This is a genomic window from Natronosalvus amylolyticus, assembly GCF_024298845.1.
Taxonomy (GTDB): domain Archaea; phylum Halobacteriota; class Halobacteria; order Halobacteriales; family Natrialbaceae; genus Natronosalvus; species Natronosalvus amylolyticus.
Genome location: NZ_CP101156.1, coordinates 2,320,564 through 2,338,348, shown reverse-complemented (window position 1 = coordinate 2,338,348; position 17,785 = coordinate 2,320,564). Strand labels below are relative to the sequence as shown.

Annotated in this window: 10 protein-coding genes and 2 pseudogenes; 4 read left to right on the top strand and 8 right to left on the bottom strand. The window is 53.0% G+C overall.

What is annotated here, in order from left to right; all coding sequences use genetic code 11:
* Positions 1-214: 214 nt before the first annotated feature.
* The 5 genes and pseudogenes from NLK60_RS10945 to NLK60_RS10925 all read right to left on the bottom strand — a co-directional run bounded on the left by NLK60_RS10945 (position 215) and on the right by NLK60_RS10925 (position 6,891).
* Positions 215-1,371 (bottom strand): annotated as a pseudogene (locus NLK60_RS10945) (ISH3 family transposase).
* Between the two features lie 239 nt (positions 1,372-1,610).
* Complete coding sequence (locus NLK60_RS10940) at positions 1,611-3,260, bottom strand: hypothetical protein (RefSeq protein WP_254807829.1); 1,650 nt, start codon at positions 3,258-3,260, stop codon at positions 1,611-1,613.
* A 2-nt stretch (positions 3,261-3,262) separates the two neighbouring features.
* Positions 3,263-4,177, bottom strand: a complete 915-nt coding sequence (locus tag NLK60_RS10935; protein ID WP_254807828.1) for a glycosyltransferase family 2 protein — start codon at positions 4,175-4,177, stop codon at positions 3,263-3,265.
* 113 nt (positions 4,178-4,290) lie between these two features.
* Positions 4,291-5,544: a glycosyltransferase family 4 protein gene (locus NLK60_RS10930; RefSeq protein WP_254807827.1), complete on the bottom strand. Its 1,254-nt coding sequence runs from the start codon at positions 5,542-5,544 to the stop codon at positions 4,291-4,293.
* A gap of 54 nt (positions 5,545-5,598) precedes the next feature.
* A complete protein-coding gene (locus NLK60_RS10925) occupies positions 5,599-6,891 on the bottom strand; it encodes a glycosyltransferase family 2 protein (protein ID WP_254807826.1) in 1,293 nt (430 codons plus the stop codon).
* Positions 6,892-7,434: 543 nt separating this feature from the next.
* Here NLK60_RS10925 and NLK60_RS10920 point away from each other — a divergent pair.
* A complete protein-coding gene (locus NLK60_RS10920; protein WP_254807825.1) occupies positions 7,435-8,421 on the top strand; it encodes a GDP-mannose 4,6-dehydratase in 987 nt (328 codons plus the stop codon).
* A 50-nt stretch (positions 8,422-8,471) separates the two neighbouring features.
* On the opposite strand, the gene NLK60_RS10915 is transcribed toward NLK60_RS10920, so the two are convergent.
* Both NLK60_RS10915 and aglF read right to left on the bottom strand, forming a co-directional pair.
* Positions 8,472-9,182 (bottom strand): sugar phosphate nucleotidyltransferase, encoded by a 711-nt coding sequence (locus NLK60_RS10915; RefSeq protein WP_254807824.1) that lies wholly within the window; start codon positions 9,180-9,182, stop codon positions 8,472-8,474.
* 44 nt (positions 9,183-9,226) lie between these two features.
* Positions 9,227-9,973 carry a UTP--glucose-1-phosphate uridylyltransferase AglF gene (gene aglF, locus NLK60_RS10910; protein WP_254807823.1) on the bottom strand — a complete coding sequence of 249 codons (747 nt, stop codon included), beginning with the start codon at positions 9,971-9,973 and terminating at the stop codon, positions 9,227-9,229.
* A 109-nt stretch (positions 9,974-10,082) separates the two neighbouring features.
* On the opposite strand from aglF, the pseudogene aglM reads away from it, so the two are divergent.
* Positions 10,083-11,366: pseudogene (aglM, locus tag NLK60_RS10905) on the top strand (UDP-glucose 6-dehydrogenase AglM).
* 101 nt (positions 11,367-11,467) lie between these two features.
* Here the strand turns inward: aglM and NLK60_RS10900 are convergent.
* Positions 11,468-15,016, bottom strand: coding sequence for a CARDB domain-containing protein (locus NLK60_RS10900; protein WP_254807822.1), 3,549 nt, complete (start codon positions 15,014-15,016; stop codon positions 11,468-11,470).
* A gap of 310 nt (positions 15,017-15,326) precedes the next feature.
* Between NLK60_RS10900 and NLK60_RS10895 the strand changes: the two genes are divergently transcribed.
* Positions 15,327-17,513, top strand: a complete 2,187-nt coding sequence (locus tag NLK60_RS10895; RefSeq protein WP_254807821.1) for a lamin tail domain-containing protein — start codon at positions 15,327-15,329, stop codon at positions 17,511-17,513.
* 21 nt (positions 17,514-17,534) lie between these two features.
* Complete coding sequence (locus tag NLK60_RS10890) at positions 17,535-17,774, top strand: hypothetical protein (protein ID WP_254807820.1); 240 nt, start codon at positions 17,535-17,537, stop codon at positions 17,772-17,774.
* The last annotated feature ends 11 nt before the right edge of the window (positions 17,775-17,785 follow it).

Here is a 17,785-nt window from a genome sequence, read left to right as displayed (position 1 = left end):
CTGTTCATCTTGATTAGCTTATTAATCTCAATACCTCACAAAGTTCGGTACTGAAACCGCAACCACAACTGCAAGCGACCGCCGCTGATCGTGAAGAGTGATGGTGAGTGCCGTCCCAAACAAACGACGACTGGTGAGTAGTTTCGAGTCGGCGGCTGACTGCCGCCGACGTGACCGTGTTGCCACTGGTCAATAGGGCATCCTCGGTCACTGGTTACCGGTGGAAGCGATCATCCGGTGGCCGATTTGCGGGGACGGCCCGACCCACCGAAAGGGCCGTCCCCGCTGTCCGAGTCACCATGCCAATGAACTCCTCGAAGGGCCACCACCAGAGGCGACGCCCGCCTCGGCGTGGCGTCGCCACATACTCCCAGCGCAAGTACCGCCAAACGTTCTGAATCAGTAGGCTGAGCACGACGAACAACAGCCGTCTCACCGGATCTTGTGTCGTCGTCGAGATTATCGTTGATTCAGAGAGGCGGTAGCTCGCTTCGATCCCGAAGCGTTTGCTGTAGTGGGATCGAGCCTGTCGTGGTTCATCGATGAACGGCGCGTCGACGGTGTAGCCGTGACGCGCCACTCCATGCTCATCGTATCGGCCATTCTTGTAGGAACAGTCGATCATTACCGGGAATTCGACGATCCACTCGTGACTGCCTTAGGATGTCGTGAGATCATGTGAGATCTCACGACTCCACCCTTGGCCGAGTTCAGTCTTGATCTTGTTGCCCCACTTGATGACCGAACGATGTACGCGAAATTGTGCGCCTGGAGGAACGTGAGATACTTGCAGTCGTAGAAGCCGCTCTCGAGAAAGACCGCTTTAACGTCGAGATTGAAGTTGTTGAGGAGTCCAAGGAACTCGACGAGGATGTCGCTGGCGGTGTCGCTGCCGGTGAGACAAGGTGTATCGCTTGTTGTTCACGCGCGGGTAGAGCGTAGCGTAGGCGTGGAACGCAGTCGTTCCTGTTTTGGCCTCGTTGTAGTAGAGGCCGTCTGTCTCATCTTCGTCACCGTAGTAGGGCCGCAGGTGGAGGTCGTTGCAGACCTCCACCTGTTCTGGGAGCGTTTCGAGGACATCTTGCTGGAGAAGCGTATTGCCGGTTAATTCGACGGTTTCGAGGTCGAACTTGGTGCGCAAGTGATAGAGAATGTCGTTGCCAGAGGGTGCGCTTTCACTCTTCTCGCAGAGTGAAGAGATAGAGATCCCGTCAGCGGTCGCGCCGACGAGGACCTCTAAGATATCCTCTGGGCCGATTTCTGCGTTTTCACCAAGTCTAGCGTGAACGCGCGGGTGATAACGTTGACGAGAAAGTTAAGGACCTGGTCTTCGTGGATTTCACTGTCCGCTTGTTGCTGATTGTTGGACACAATTCAGCAAGCGGACTTCTCAACTAACGGCTTTGTAAAGTACTGAATCTTGATTAGCTTATTAAAAAATCGGTGATATACGTGGATCGACGAGAATGGTGCCTATTTCATAAGTTAATCTAAAATAATAAGGTTGGTGGCAACATTAGATTGGAATGGAACGGTCACGTCCTTCAATTAGAAGGCAAGTGGATCTACGGTGCCTTCGATGAGGCAGAGTTACCTAATACCGAGCATCACTAATTATTCACTCCAGCCACAACATGCCCTCTATAAATATGGTTGGTGTCACTTGAATATATTTTATTATTTTTTTCCAACTCTATAACTATCTCCCATTGTAACCGCCATGTTGATCCAGTAGATGCCCGATAAACATACCTATCCTCTCGGTAGATCGCAGAATGATTAGATAGAGATATACTACCGTTCAATATTGAATTGGGATACGATATAAATCGGTTTTGCCTATCTGGTCCTTCACTAGTAACTATCTCTGAATGAGGGCTTTGAGCAATCAATCCGTGGTCAGCATATGTGCTACCATTGATATGATTATTGTGAAACTGAATTACCTGCTTATCTTTTTCTGTGAGATAGTCGGTATTCTGTCGATCAATATCGGGGAGGGCCGAACCTGCAAATACCTGTGATAATAATAGGAAGAGAATAAGCATATGTGTAAGTCTTTTATATGATGGAAATTCATACAACGCTATTCCAATGAGGATAATTACTAGAGGTTCAGCCATATAAAGGAGTCTATGTGGGTTGATTGTTGAGGAAAGATAAGAAAATATTGTGAAAGCAACAGTTACTGCACTAGAGTATAATAAAAAATAAGTATGGGTGTTATTTTCAACAGGTTCAAATAGAATAGACATTAAAACAATGGCCCAGGCAAACCCACCAATAGCTAATAAGATGATTATATGTCCGCCATACAAAGCTTGAGTGAATAAAAGTGACTCGTTACTGATTGCCATTACCGGAGTGTATGATTGTACATCAGATGAGGAAAAAAACAATCCAGCGAGAATTCGATTTAGACCTCGACTAGCATAGCCTGTGACCTGGAACCATTGTAAAAAGAATAATGCAGCTATAATCATAGATACAATGGGGATCTTTGAAGGCGAACCTGAATCAATAATCAATATCCAATGAAGAGCCACGAGTAGAAAAATTGAGAAGATTATAAATAGGGTGACTTTGTGACTAAACATTATAGCGTGACTAATAACCATTAAAAGTATAAAATATCGAATATCCCAACCCGACATGTATTTAAAGATGATAAATACAATAAATATGAAATATATGAAAGAGGCAGTTTGGCCAATTGGGTTGGTTGAGTAAGTGACCACACTCGCTGATAGGGGTAATAGAACTAATATTGGAATATAATGTTTTTCAGGGATATGTGTAGGTAGGATGTCAAACATTGATTTGGCCAGAATCGGAAGGCAAATTCCGATTATGATGGAGAATAAATATAGGGATTGGTAAGAAAATATCCCAGATACCGTGGAAGTCATTGCGGAATGCAATAACATGAAAGGCGCATCGGAATAGAAAGCGGATCCAATGGCTTCCCGTTCGCCTATATTGATTACCTGCTGTACCCAGATGGCGAACCGATCAGGATCGTTACCTAATAGGCTAGGTGTTATTACATGGATCAATAATGGATACAGAGCACCGTATGTACAAATTATTATAAGAGAAATTTTGACCCTGACGTTTTTAGCATATATGAGTAATAAGAAAACGAAAACGGAAGAGATAGGAAAGTAGGGATATATTGACCTCTCCACATACTGGGTGGCGACTAGTATCGAAATAATTCCGCAATAAATTATTAGTACGAATTTCTCTGTTTTATTCATATTCAAATCTCATCAAATACTTTAAAATCTAAATCGGAGACCCCTAGATACGCTCCATAAAGTATCGTGGCAATATGCGTTGTATTTGTTATTTTACCATTTTGCAAATGTTTCACAGCACTATTGTAGTCTCTCAATGCAAGATATTGTGACAGCAAAAACACATTCTGTGAACTACGTATATTATAGCCTTGTTTTTCATATTGGTTAATAATGTCGGAAAGAGCAATCTGGAATTTGTATACTGAGTTAATTTCCACTTCTGGATCGGCAGCCCCGGTATCATGTAGAGTTACTAGCTTTCTATCTAAGAACCTGAGTTTACCGTAGTCCAAGCATCTAATAACAAATTCTACCTCCTCGAGTCTATTTAAATCTGTATTAAATCCACCTACCTTGTCACAAACAGATTTCTTCAGCAGTAATGTGGACCCTGCATGAATAAAACCATTTAATTTAAGTTGTTGAACTATTAGCGCATTCTGATTATCTGGCTGTTTCGGGTCTAAAAGTAGGGAGCTAGCTATCTCTTTTAAAGCCGATTCTCTTACGATATTTACGTCGGTGTATGAGCCGATGCAATCTTCGTTGCAACTTTTAGTATATTTTAATTGTACTTCTAATTTATTACTTTTCCACTCGTCATCAGAGTCAAGGAAACAAATGTATTCTCCAGACGCAATATCAAGCCCAGTATTTCTAGCTTCTGCAACACCCTTATTTTTTGAATGTTTCTCATATACTATCTTCCTATCCGAAAAAGAACCGACCAATTCTTCCGTATTATCTGTTGATCCATCATCAATAATTATGAGTTCATAATTTGTATGTGTTTGTGATAATACACTAATTATCGCATTCCCTAATCTTTTTGCCCGGTTATATGTTGGTATGATAATACTGACTTTCTCGCTCATATTTTATGTTACAGTGCCATTCCGCTCTTTTAATAAGGTTACACGAGTAGTTGATTCCACATTAGCTATGTCCATACCAATACCACTGAACATAACTCTGTATACCAACTCCATTATAATAAACTCTTGTAGATCCCAAGAGTCTCACTCACGGTGTTATTCCAAGAATAATGGTTCTTGACACGCGACCGCCCTACACGCCCCATTTCATTTTGTAGCTCTGCATCATTTAATAACTTCTTGATAGCGGCCTGAAATTTGTCTGGGCTTTCACTCGGAACGGTAAAGCCGGCATTATTAACAATCGGAATTAATTGGTCGAGATCAGACGTGACAACTGGAACTTCACATGCCATTGCTTCTAAGACTGTTCTCGGAACCCCTTCATTTAAACTCGGAAGCACAAACACCTCACTTTCAGCGTAAACTTCACCAATTTCATTATTTTCAATCTGACCTGCAAATTCGATGTGGGTTGAAATATTACACTCATGGGCCATCTCAACTAAGTCGTCTAGTAGAGGTCCGTTACCGACAATTTTCAGACTGTATTCCGGAAAATCGGCGGTAAGCTGCTCAAATGCAGTAAGAAGGGTTTGGACCCCCTTCCCGGGCTTAAGCCGCCCGACAAACAAAATCTGCTTTTTTGATTCATCACTTTGTTCAGGCGAAAACCGGTCGCAGTCGATTCCATTATTGATTATCGAAATTGAACTATCGATTCCTCGCTCCCGAAGTCGACATTTGTCCGTTTCAGTATAACATAAAACCTCGTCAGCAGCATTCAAGGTGAACTTTGCGACCGTTGGGATGAAGGCCTTCTGTAGCCATCTCGGAGCTGTCTGCGATATTAACCCATGATTCGTAATGACCAACGGTGTGTCGAGCGTTCGACTCAACGCGGCGGTAGCGTTTGTTGAGAAGAACAGGTGCGAGTGAGCGTGAATGACATCATAGTCATCAGCCATCCTCCGTATCGTCTGGACGATTCCAGGAATAATGGTATTATCCAAGGGACTGGCAATCTCTCGGTGACGAATTAGTTCGTACCCCGATCGCTCCTCTTTTGAGGGAAGATTTCGATCACCATGATCGGACGTCAACACGGTCACGTCATGACCCCATTCTGCCTGCAACCGTGACATTTCGTGGACGTGGAGGCTAAGGCCCCCCATTACATCCGGATAAACATCACTTGCGACTCGAAGTATCTTTAGAGAGGCTGCTTTGTTCGCCGGATCCTCTTCTAGCTTTGATGTGTCGATATGAGATTCGGTCTCAGTTTTGGATTCCAGTGGGGCCTCTTTTGAACTAAAAGAGTCCTCTTGATCATCGATAGAGTGTTTGGTTTGTTGACTTTCAGACATAAATCCTAGTTATTGAGGGGGTTTCCGTGATAGTAGCCATTTTAAAAATCCTATTTATACTGTTTCCTTTTTCAACTCTCGAATCATATTCGACATTCGATTAAGCACCAGCCCACAGAACACGCCGAGGCTGCCGATCACCGTGAGCAACAGACTGACCATCGTCTGACCTGGCGCAAATGTGCCCTGGCTGTTAAAGAGCAACACCGCATCGATCCCGAGGACGATTCCCACACCTGCGATCAACACGCCGGGTAATCCGAAGAACATCAAGGGGTGGCGATCCCGGATTAGTTTCAAAAGGAAGGTCGCGACACCCAGTCCGTGGTGTAACGGATTCAGCGTCTGTCCATCGATTCCCTCATAGCGGACATCGATGGGAACTTCTTCCATCTCGAGATCTGCGTCCTGAGCCGTCGAAATCATCTCGCTTTCGACACCCATCCCATCAGTTCGGATAGACAACTTATCAACCGCATCCGGCGAAAACGCACGGAAGCCACTCTGGGTGTCCGTGAGTTTGGTCCCGCTCGAGCCAAACGTCAGGTAATCTAATACCTGCTGACCGACTCGCCGATGAAATGGTGTCTCTTCGCCGGTTCCGTCCTCGAGATAGCGACTGCCGACAACGAGATCGGACTTGCCGTTCTCAACAGGTTCGATCACTGCTGGAATGTCTTCGGGCAAATGCTGACCATCGCCATCGAGGACGACGAACGAGTCGTGCTCAGTCTCACGGGCGTATGCGAAAAACGTCTGTAATGCCCGCCCCTTCCCCTGGTTGGTTCCGTGTTCGATAACCGTTGCCCCTGTCTGTTTGGCGATTGCAACCGTGTCATCGGAACTCCCGTCATCAATAATAACGACTTCCTCGGCGTACTGTTGGGCACGCAAAATCACGCTCCCAATTCCGACTGATTCATTGTAGGCGGGAATCCCGATCAACCGACCTGAGCTCGATGGACTGGCCAGGGAATCAGTCGAAATCGCAAACGGACCTGATATCTTGAGGACGCGTTTGGCGACGTCGAAATCGAGTGTAGAACCCCCGTTCCAAAACACGATCCCCTCGAGGTCTCGTTCTTTGGCCGCTGAAATCAACTGGTCTCGAGATCCTTTATCCGGGGTATCTGGATCTACCACGGTTACATTCGGATGGTGCCGAATATCCGTCGCAAGTGTTTCACCCAGATCCTCTGTCAAAAGGACCTGAAACCCTGCCTTTACTGCTCGAGTTCCGATATCGGGACCACCTTCGGATGTCTCTTCACCCCCAAGAATGCCCAGAGCGAATGGAACATCCTGTGCAGTAATTTCTGTGTACTGAAATTCCTGGACTTTACTCATCTAGATACCTCATCGTTCGAACCTCTAGACCGGACGCTTCGGTTATGCCTTCTACCGACATCCCCCCGGCTTTGTATTGTCGGAAATACTGTTTTTTCGGGCATACCCGACGTCTATGGTTGTTCATTGAATCTATCTATTCTCTCCGTGTGGCTCTTCCGAAAGCTGGTAACACAATGGAACGGGAATTTGAAGGACTGGATGAACAATCCCGTTTTACTATTGTAGCAGATTCACTCCAAATGCCACCCCCTCTCGAAACCCTCACCAATACTAATCAGACATCTTTTTTGACAGCGTAACCATATATCTAACGGCTTTACAGTGAATGTCGATATCATGACACTCGAGCAGGCTACCGACATAACCGGGCCTTCTCTCACGATAAATAATAATGGAACTGTGGCACTTTACTCGAGACCTGCTTACACACTCTACAAACCCCCTCATTCAAATCTGACCATCGACGTGACTCAAACACCCCCAATCAGTAACCAGTGGAAACCCAATCGTTTTTGTGACTGACTAGACCAGTATCTGTCCATGCAGATTCTCGTCACTGGCGGTGGGGGATTCATCGGCGGGCACATCGCCGAAGATCTCACCAGAGCCGGCCACGACGTAACCGTTCTCGACAACCTCGAGCCGTACTATGACCTCGGAATAAAGGAACACAATATCGACGCGGCGAAAAAAGCCGCCACGAAAGCCAACACGACCTACGAGTTCGTCGAGGGTTCAATAACCGACGAACAACTTGTCGACGACCTCGTCGCCAACACCGATGTCGTCTACCATCAGGCAGCTCAGGCAGGCGTCCGAAAGAGCGTCGAGGAACCGAAGAAGGTCAACGCCTACAACGTTGATGGGACGATCAACGTCCTCGAGGCTTCCCGCACGCACGACGTCGACCGAGTAGTCGTCGCCTCTTCGTCCTCGGTGTACGGCAAGCCGGAGTACCTCCCCTACGACGAGGATCATCTCACGACGCCAGTCTCACCGTATGGCGTTTCCAAACTCGCCACCGAACAGTACACACGCGTCTACAACGAAATCTACGGTCTTCCGACGGTCGCCTTGCGATACTTCACCGTCTACGGCCCGCGTATGCGCCCAAACATGGCCATGACGAACTTCGTCTCGCGCTGTCTCCATGGCGAACCCCCAGTAATTTATGGCGATGGTGAGCAAACCCGTGATTTCACCTATATCGATGATATTCTCACCGTCAACAAACACCTCCTCGAGGACGACCGGGCCGACGGTGAGATCATGAACGTCGGCTCTACCGACAACATCGATATCCTCACTCTTGCGGAAGTCATCCGCGACGAAATCGATCCGAGCCTCGAGATTGAATTCGATGACGCGAGAGAAGGCGACGCCGAACACACCCACGCGAATATCGAGAAGGCCAACGAGTTGCTCGATTACGAGCCTACCACGGATATCCGCGAAGGCGTTGCAAAATTCATCGACTGGTATCGAGAGAACGAAGACTGGTACGATCCACTGGTCAGAAACTCCTAACGCTCTTTGAGAAAACCACTTGTCTAACACTCCTCGAACAACCGACTCACCTAACGCTCCTCGAGCAAACGACCTGCCCGCTCGAGATCTTCTTCCGTGTTAACGTTCACTCGGGGACCAGCTATCTCAACGGGCTCCACAACTGACCCAGCGGAAACTAAAAGGCCAACTGCCTCGCTGAGTTCGTACTCCCCACGATCAGATGGCTGTGCCAGCGCAAGCGCATCGAATATTGCTTCGGGGAGCACGTAACAGCCAGTGGTCACCAGCGTCGACGGCGGCTTTTCGGGCTTCTCGACGATACCGGTAACGCGCCCTGCAGAAACCTCGAGCACCCCAGTGTCTCTTGCCTGTTCTCGGTCGAGTGACTCGACGGCCAACACGGCATCCACGTCGGGCTCAGACATTCGCTCAAGAACGTGCTCAATCCCGTCCACGAAGACGTTGTCTCCGTTCAACACCACGAACGGTCCCGAGACGTGGGGCTCAGTCAGGGACACGGCATGGCCGAGGCCCCGTTGTTCGCGTTGGTGGACGTACGTGATCGGCACCTCTCGAAAGCCATCACCGTAGTACTCGATGATCTGATCGGCGAGATGCCCAACGACGACAACTAACTCGTCGACACCTGCCTCGAGCAACGTCTCGAAGACATGAGTGAGCAGCGGCTGACCGTTCACCGGAACGAGTCCCTTCGGTCGTTGCTCAGTCATCGGCCGAAGCCTGGTCCCTTCACCGGCTGCTGGCACAACACCCTGCATACTCGAGGGGTTCACCTCGAGTCGTAAAAACCGCTTGTACAGTTCTAGTCGTCCGAAGCGAGGGCAACTTCGCCTTCAACCCCCTCCTGCAACCGCTTTTCAGCCTCATCCCGATCCTCGGGATAGCCAACGTCGATCCGCCAGCCGTCGATGCCGATTGCATCGATGGTGCGCCCACTCTGAATCAACAGGTCGATGGCCTCGCTGATCTCATACTCACCGCGATTGCTGGGCTGCACCAGATGACAGGCGTGGAAGATCGCGGGCGAGAACGTATAGAAGCCGGTCATCACGAGATTCGATGGGGGCTCTTCTGGTTTCTCGACCACGTCGGTGATCTCACCGTATTTGTTCGTATCACAGACTCCATACCGCGAAGCGTCTTCCCAGGGTACCTCCTCGACCAAAAACGCTGCATCTGCACGCTCTTCACGTTGTCGACGAACCACATCGCCCAGATTCGCGTCGAAGATGTTGTCCCCCAGGATCAACATGAAGTCGTCGTCGATGTGTTCTTCGACGGTCAACAGCGCGTGTGCCAGCCCCTTCTGTTCGCGCTGGTGGCAGTACTGGATCGGGACGCCCTCATACTCGTCCCCGTAGTGGTCAATAATCCGCTCTTTGAGATAGCCCACGACCACGACTAATTCATCGGCTCCCAACTCGAGTAACTGGTCGAAACAGTGGGTCAAAATAGGCTCGTCGTCGACCTCGACCATCCCTTTTGGTTTGTCGTCAGTGAGTGGTCGAAGTCGTGTTCCTTTCCCCCCGGCGAGTACGACTGCTTTCATCAGATAATATCTGTTAACTCACCATACAATAACTTTCTGGCTTATCAATGTATCATCACCTGTATGAATACCAAAACGTTCATCGCACCACAGCAACACGACGCACCCAATGCACATTACGGTCATAGGAAGCGGCTATGTTGGGACGACAATGGCGGCCTGTTTTGCTGATCTCGGCCACGAAGTCACGGCCATCGATATCGACGAGACCATCGTCGAGTCGATCAATAACGGCACCGCCCCCATCGACGAACCTGGATTAGACACCCTCCTCGAGATTCACACCCAACACGCACTCGAGGCCACAACGTCCTATGACCCGATCCCGGACTCTGACGTGACGTTTCTCGCCATCGGCACACCCTCGAACTCCGATGGGAGCATCGATTTGAGCGCATTCGAGGCGGCCGCCGAAGCAACGGGCTAAGCCCTCTCCGACAAAGCCAACCGGCATCTCGTGATCATCAAGAGTACGGTGACGCCGATGAGCATCGAAGATACACTCGAGCCAGCGCTCCAACGCGGTGCAAACAACGACCAGGTTGAAATGGGCATGAACCCCGAGTTCCTCCGGGAGGGAAGCGCCGTCGCAGACTTCCAGAATCCGGACAAACTGGTCTTTGGGACGAACTCTGAGTGGGCAACCGAACAACTCCAGTTGGTCTTCGAGCCCCTGCTCGAGGAACAATCGATACCAATAGTCGAGACCGATCCAGCGACTGCCTCGATGATCAAGTACGCCAACAACGCCTTTCTTGCCTCGAAGATCAGCCTGGTCAACGACCTCGGGAACATCTGTAAGGAGTTTGGTCTCGACGCCTACGAGGTGATGGACGCCATCGGTCTCGATGATCGCATCTCAGAACAGTTCCTGCGGAGCGGCGTCGGCTGGGGCGGTTCCTGTTTCCCGAAAGATGTCGCGGCCATCATCGCCGCTGCCACCCAGCACGGGTACGACCCAGCCCTGCTCGAGGCCGCTGTCGAGATCAACGAGCGCCAACCCGAACGCTTGCTCAATCTCCTCGAGAGCCACGTCGACCTCGAAGGTGCGCGAATCGCAGTCCTTGGACTGGCGTTCAAACCACGGACAGACGATATCAGGAACTCGCGAGCAATCCCGATCCTCGAATCCCTCCAGAAAGCAGGTGCAGACGTCGTCGCCTACGACCCGGTCGCTACCGAGCCGATGCGTGAGCGCTTTCCGGACGTAGAATACACTAACTCCGCCGAAGCCGCCCTCGAGGGTAGCGAAGGCGCACTCGTCGTCACGGATTGGGACGAGTTCTCCACTCTGGACAACGAATTCGACGCGATGGCCACCCCGATCATCGTCGATGGGCGACGAATCGTCGAGCCTCGAGACGGAATTATCTACGAAGGGTTGACCTGGTAACGACCATAGGGCGGTGTCTCGAGCACCCTTCCCAACAAAACTATCTAAACCACTGCGAAGGGCCATACAACCGCTGGTGCATCAAAAAACACGTGTACCGATCACGACTCGTTCTCCTGATCGGTAGCAGAACTCATTCGTCGTTTGAGCAGATAGCCAACTCCAGCGATCCCTGCGAGGGCACTTCCGAATCCAAATCCGGTCTGGTCGTCTGCCTCGGAAACATCCCGAGAACCGCTGTCATCATCCTGGGTCACGCTGTCGTCTGGCCTGGTCACACTGTCATCGTACGACGTCTCCGCATCGTCGTCACTGGTGTCTTGAACCTCAAACGTGCGTGTATAGTCGTCATCGTCCGTTTCGACGGTGAGTTCGTACTCCCCAATTGAGAGTTCTGCCGTGTCGAGGAAGAACGTCCGCTCGAGGTACTCGCCACTCTCGAGTGAGGCTTCAATCAGCCTGTCGCTCAGTACGGTGTCTCCCGAGTCGTCGGTCACCCTGACGACGACTGCTTGCTCATCAGCTACCCCCAGGTTCCGAATCGTCACTGAGAGGGATGGCTCGGTATCTTTCTCGACGGATTCGAGGAAGGCAACGTCGGTGAGTTCGAACACTGGGCTATCCGCGTCGATGAGGGTGACGCTGGCCGTGCGGTGGGCCACGCCGTACTCGTGTACGCCTCTCTCGAGGCCGTCGGTATCGGCTTCGAACTCGAGGGTAGTCGACTCGTCTGCATCCAACGAGATCGGTCGGCGCTCGACGACCTCGCCAGCGAACCGGAACTCGAGGGTTTCTTCAATCGCCGTTGGCCCGGTGTTGGCCACGGTGACCGTCACCTCAACTGGTTCGCCGACGACGTGTGTATCCAACTCCGAAAGTTGTTGGATTGAGAAGGCATGCTCCCATGCAAGTACGGGATACTCGTCGGTCACCGCCCACGTTTCTTCGAAGTCAAAGCCCGACAGCGTAGTCACGACATCGTCACCGGTCATCTCCTCAGTGCGCAACCCCGTGGCACCGCCATCAGAGATCGATATTCCTGTCGCGTCGACGTCCCAGTAGGAGTCGGTGACGCTGCCCTCCGGATTATTCGCGACGAGTCCCCCGCCATCACCCTCGAGTGTGGCGCTGGCGTAAGACGTGCTGACAACCCCGCCGAAGACGTTGAGTCCGAGCACGCCGGCGACGTCGCGATGTCCACTGACCGAACCACTCGCATAGGAGTTCGTGATGCGGTCACCGGAGGATTGACCCATGATGCCCCCAACCTTTCGTTCTCCCTGCACACTCGCGTCCGAAGCGGTCTCGGAGATGACGACGTCTTCGCCGTCCTCGCCGGTGGAGGTCCCGCCGATGATCCCGCCGACGTTGTCCCCGCCGACGACGGTTCCGGAGACGGTGACGCGGGAAATCTCTGCGGGTGCCTGGGCCATCCCGACGGCGCCGCCGACGAAATCGTCACCGGTCACGTGTACGTCTACGAGGTGGACGTTTTCGATCGAGCCCCCAATGAGGTTGCCGAACAGCCCGATCCCTTCGAACTGATCGACGGATTCCTCGATATGGACTCCGGTGATCTCGTGTTGTCGGCCATCGAAGGTTCCGGAAAACGGCTCTCGAAGACTCCCGATCCGAACGAACCGCTCGAATCCGGAGAGGTCGATATCTTCGGCGAGTTCGAAGTGGGCGGAAAGATCGAAGTCAACGTACGCGAGTTCGGTTCCGTCGGTGATCCGGTATGGATCACCAGCGCTTCCGTCCCCATTTGCGGGCTGAGTGGCGAGGATAACCGTCTCCTCGTCGGTCGTTTCTCCCCAGGTGGCGCTGACCGTCAGTTCGTCTCGGTCGTATCCATCGGTGGGAACGCTGAGAGCGATCGTTTCCGTCTCCCCGACCGATGGTGAGACCGTCACCGTGTCGACGACATCGCCCTCAACCGCACACTCGATCGGAAGATCAGTCAGGTCGTCCGAATCGCCCCCGATCACCCGAACAGCGATCTCGACAGTAACAGCCTCACCAGCCAGCACGGCCCGCTCGACGTCAACATCGATCGACAGCGCTGGCTCGGCTGGTGCCCCGATCGTTCTCGTGTCGGTCGCCACCGGATCGAGACCCTGTGGGTCGGCATCGACGATTGTTGCAGTCACCTCCCGTCCTTGCTCGAGCGGGACCCCGTGTTCGTCTGCCTCGAGAGGGAGGGTGACCGTCTCGTTGGTACCTGGCTCGAGTGCTGTCAGCTCGCTTGCTCCGCCCTGTTCGGTGTCGAGACGGAGCGTTGCCTGCTCTCGAACCGGATACACCGTCGAGAGATCGTACGCTATCGTCACCGTCTCGTCTCCGGCGACCGGCGTCTCGACGAACGCTACCTTCCCGTGGACGGTGGCGGTCTCCGACGCTAGCGCTGCCCCCTGATTGGCACTCCCGGGCTCGAACAGGCCGACGGTCACGTCTTCGCCGTCAGCGAGCGGCGTCGCCAACTGGACTTGCACGTGGTCGTCCACAGCAGGGTCGAATTCCCGCACAGCATCTGTGAGTTCGCCGCGTTCGTCACTGAAAACGCGCAGTTCGTACGCCTGGGTATCCTGGGCTCGTGCGAGAACGGTTACCGTCTCCTCGCCGATCGCCGGCGGCTCGGCGAACCCGACGAACTGGGGGACGACGTGTTTCCGGTGGAACGCGATGAGTTCCTCGGTGACGGGGCGGTGCCCAATATTGGGGTAGACCTCGACCCGACCGGTCGCACCAGCCTCTTCGTAGACCGACTTGCAGTAGGGCATCCGGTCGTTTTGCATGTGCTCGCCGTACACCTCGAGGGCGATCTCGCGTTGGCCCGAATTCCAGGCATCGTCGTAGGGGATCGTATCGTTCTCGTCGTCCCCACCCATGTAGACCAGTTGGTCGACGGCCTGCCACTGGTCACGGTCGAACGCCTCGCCGGTGAGTGACTCGAGGTCGGCGATACCGATTGGGAAATCTACCGTCCGTCCCGCAGCCTCCTCGAGGGGCAAGGTTGCGGTGCCGTTGATACCGCCGGCAGTCACCGACCGGACGCGATCGGGATGGAGGGCGGTGAAGCGATTGACGAAGGTCCCCGACGCCGAAAAGCCGTTCATGATCATGTCTTCGCCGACGGGATAGGACCGTTCTGAAAGGCGTTCTCGCGCGTGCTCGACCATGCGCAAGAGCTGTTCGTCTACGCGCTCGAGATCGCCGGAATCGATCTGCATCGTCTCGGCATCGAGCGCATGGACGTAGTGTTGCCAATCGACCGGACTCGAGGACGGGCGCGGAAAGACCGGAACGAGAACCGGCACACGAAGTTCGTCACCGATCCGCCTGGGGGTCCCGTGTTCGATCAATCGCTCAGCAGACTCACGGTGTGCGTCGAAGTTGTTCGTGGATCTCCCGGTGTTGTTCGGCTCGACGAGAATCGGTCGGTCGAACGCGTCTTCCACGGCAGGCGCGTACAGATAGTACGGATAGTTGAATCCAAAATCGCCATCAGCCGGGATCAAGGTGACATCCATCCCCGTGCTACCAGCCGATTCGGTGCCGGTAGCCGTTCCGATCACACCGCTGGCCGCGCCGACGGTCCCCAGAAGACCTGATCGTAACACGTCTCGACGGCTGAGATCGACCCCAATCATCGACCCCTCCGAGTGTTTCGCTCGAGTACGTATTCACCGTCGGGTCCTCTCGCATTATGCGCCTCTGTGAGAGCCTCGCCAGAAATAGACAAATTACTAACCATTGAACAACGGTTCGCTCGCCGTCACTTAATTGTGGTGGTCTGCTAGTATTTTCCCAATCGATTGGCTCTGGATGGCGAACTCGAGCCAAAACATCAACCATACCTGTCTCGAGACCTAAAAACCAGTCTTCGCTAAGGCCAATTCAGCAAACCGTCAGGCCCAGTGTGAATACGTTATTTTCACGGCATCTGTGGTAGCCTCGAGTATGCGTCGGAGAGACCTCATGGAAGCGGGGGCGAGCCTGTTGGCTGTGGGTGTCACGGCACGAGGGCGTCACGCAGTTGCTTCCCAGGACGGTGTCGAACAGATCCTTGAAGACACGCACGACGAACCGGGGCTCACCACCGGAGTCTCGACATTAGGGGATATCGTGGTGTACGGATTCGACGACGGAAACGTGATGGTCTACGATGACGAGCGCGACGGCCAGCTAATCCCGCTCATCGTCGATCGCTCCATCAGTCATCTGCTCGTTCGCGAGCCCGAAACCGTCATCGTCGCCTGGATGGATGCCGACGTGTTCGGTCCGCTGGATCTCGAGACTGGCGATGGCCCGCTCATCGAACATCCCGGCCTCTGGGATATCGATGCGACGTCCGATGGGACCGCGATGGCGTCGGTCACATATCCCCACGACACCGTCGGCAGTGTCGGCGTTGCGGACGACGAGGGAACCGTACTGTGGTCGTCGGTGCTCGAGGATGCAGTCGGGTATGCGGTTGCAATCGCTGAGGAATACGTCGCGGTCGCCACAGCCCACTACTGGGAAGAAGGAACCGAACCCACGGGCCAACCAGGTGTCCGACTGTTCGACGACAGTGGGGCCGAACTGTGGCGTTACGACTACGATGAAGACGTCCTTTCGGTAGACATCTCCCTCGAGCACGAAATCGTGGTTGCGGGCACGGACGACGGCCGGACGATCGTCCTCGATCTCGAGGGAAACCCCATCTGGGAGACGGACGACTACGGCGGGTGGGTCGAACTGTCCAGAGATGGGGAGACGATCGTCACTTCGGGTGCCGATGGAACACTGTCCGCGCTCGAGTCGATGACGGGCGAAGTGCGCTGGGAGACTGATATCGGCATGTGGGCTGCAGCGGATCTCAGCGTCTCGTATGATGGGATGCGGGTTTTCGTTGCCAATCGCTCTGACAGTGAGTTTGCGGTTATCGACGACGGGGAAATCATCTGGACCGAATCACAAGACGTCGGCCCCGGTTGGGGGGCACTCGCCAGCGATGGCAGCACCTGGAGTACCATCGTGACCGACCTCGAGGCAGAACGGAGTTTGCTCGCAGCTTATCGCGACCCTGAGGCGACAGCAGAAGCCACGAATGGAGACGCAGCCACGGAAGATCCGGAAACGGAAACGCCCGTCTCACTCGAGCTCGTCGATTATTCCCTTCTCGGTGATGACCCACAGGAGGAATACATCACGCTACGCAACACTGGTGAACAACCACTCGACCTCACCGGCTGGCGGATCGAAGACGAGCATGGGATCCCTGCCAGCAATATATCTCCGTTCGACTTTCCGAGCGGATTCACCCTCGAGCCAGGGGCGGACGTGACAATTGTCACGGGCCAGGGTACCAATACGGCCGACACCCTGTACTGGGGATACCAGCGACAGGTGTGGAACGAAGAGGGTGATACTGTCTTCGTGTTCGATTCGGCGGGAACCCTTCAGCTCGAGTCATCGATCGCTGCAGCGACCGAGAACGGAAGTGAGGCCGAAAACGGAAACGAGAACGACGAGGCCAACAACGGATCTCCCGATGGCGAACTCACGGTCGTCATCGATCAGACGAACGCCCCGGTCGAGGCTGGTGAACAGCTGCTGGTAGTGGCGAATCTAGCCAACAACGCGACGACGGAGCAGACGGACACCCTCGAACTGGTTGTCGGCGGTGAGGTGGTCGATTCTCAGTCGGTGACGGTCGCTGGAGAGGCAACGCAACTCGTCGAACTGGGATATACAACCTATCCCGTTGAACAAGATGTGTCGTTCGAGGTTACGGTCAGAACGAGCGATGACAGCGCCTCAACGACGGTTTCGGTGTTTGCCACGGATGACAACGGAGATGATGAACTCGAGCCTGAGGACGAAGATACCGACCCGAATGATGAACCCGACGAGCCTGGGGATCAAGATGAGGGAGACACAGAAGACCCTTCGGATTCGAACGGGCAAGATGATTCGGACGACACAGAGGAACCCACGGATCCGAACGGATCGGATGAACAAGAAGATACAGACGAGTCGTCGGATAGCGCAGACGATTCGGATGATCCCGACGAAGAATCGGATCCCGGCCCAGAAGGTGGTGAAGAGTCATCTGCAGACGCTGGAAACGGGGATGAGACGGAAGAAAACAATAGCGAGTGACCTCCTTCCCCATCACAATGAATGATACAAACGGTCGAATCGATAGTCGACTACCCTCGAACCCGGATGGAAACCGATCTGCCCGTCCTCGAGGCAAGCGAAAGCACACTCGTCGTCACCAACTGCGACGAGTTCGCCTTCATGGTCGAAGCATTCGACGCGATGTCCACCCCTGTCATCGATAGCCGACGAATCCTCGAGACCAAACCACCCACGAAAGCTGCCCTGCTACTACATTACCCAGAGGTAACTACGCACTGACTTTCTACTCA

What these genes read in the sequence shown, in the direction of transcription:
- NLK60_RS10940 (WP_254807829.1), bottom strand. Translation starts at nt 3,260, where the DNA reads ATGAATAAAACAGAGAAATTCGTACTAATAATTTATTGCGGAATTATT.
- NLK60_RS10935 (WP_254807828.1), bottom strand. Translation starts at nt 4,177, where the DNA reads ATGAGCGAGAAAGTCAGTATTATCATACCAACATATAACCGGGCAAAA.
- NLK60_RS10930 (WP_254807827.1), bottom strand. Translation starts at nt 5,544, where the DNA reads ATGTCTGAAAGTCAACAAACCAAACACTCTATCGATGATCAAGAGGAC.
- NLK60_RS10925 (WP_254807826.1), bottom strand. Translation starts at nt 6,891, where the DNA reads ATGAGTAAAGTCCAGGAATTTCAGTACACAGAAATTACTGCACAGGAT.
- NLK60_RS10920 (WP_254807825.1), top strand. Translation starts at nt 7,435, where the DNA reads ATGCAGATTCTCGTCACTGGCGGTGGGGGATTCATCGGCGGGCACATC.
- NLK60_RS10915 (WP_254807824.1), bottom strand. Translation starts at nt 9,182, where the DNA reads ATGCAGGGTGTTGTGCCAGCAGCCGGTGAAGGGACCAGGCTTCGGCCG.
- aglF (WP_254807823.1), bottom strand. Translation starts at nt 9,973, where the DNA reads ATGAAAGCAGTCGTACTCGCCGGGGGGAAAGGAACACGACTTCGACCA.
- NLK60_RS10900 (WP_254807822.1), bottom strand. Translation starts at nt 15,016, where the DNA reads ATGATTGGGGTCGATCTCAGCCGTCGAGACGTGTTACGATCAGGTCTT.
- NLK60_RS10895 (WP_254807821.1), top strand. Translation starts at nt 15,327, where the DNA reads ATGCGTCGGAGAGACCTCATGGAAGCGGGGGCGAGCCTGTTGGCTGTG.
- NLK60_RS10890 (WP_254807820.1), top strand. Translation starts at nt 17,535, where the DNA reads ATGATACAAACGGTCGAATCGATAGTCGACTACCCTCGAACCCGGATG.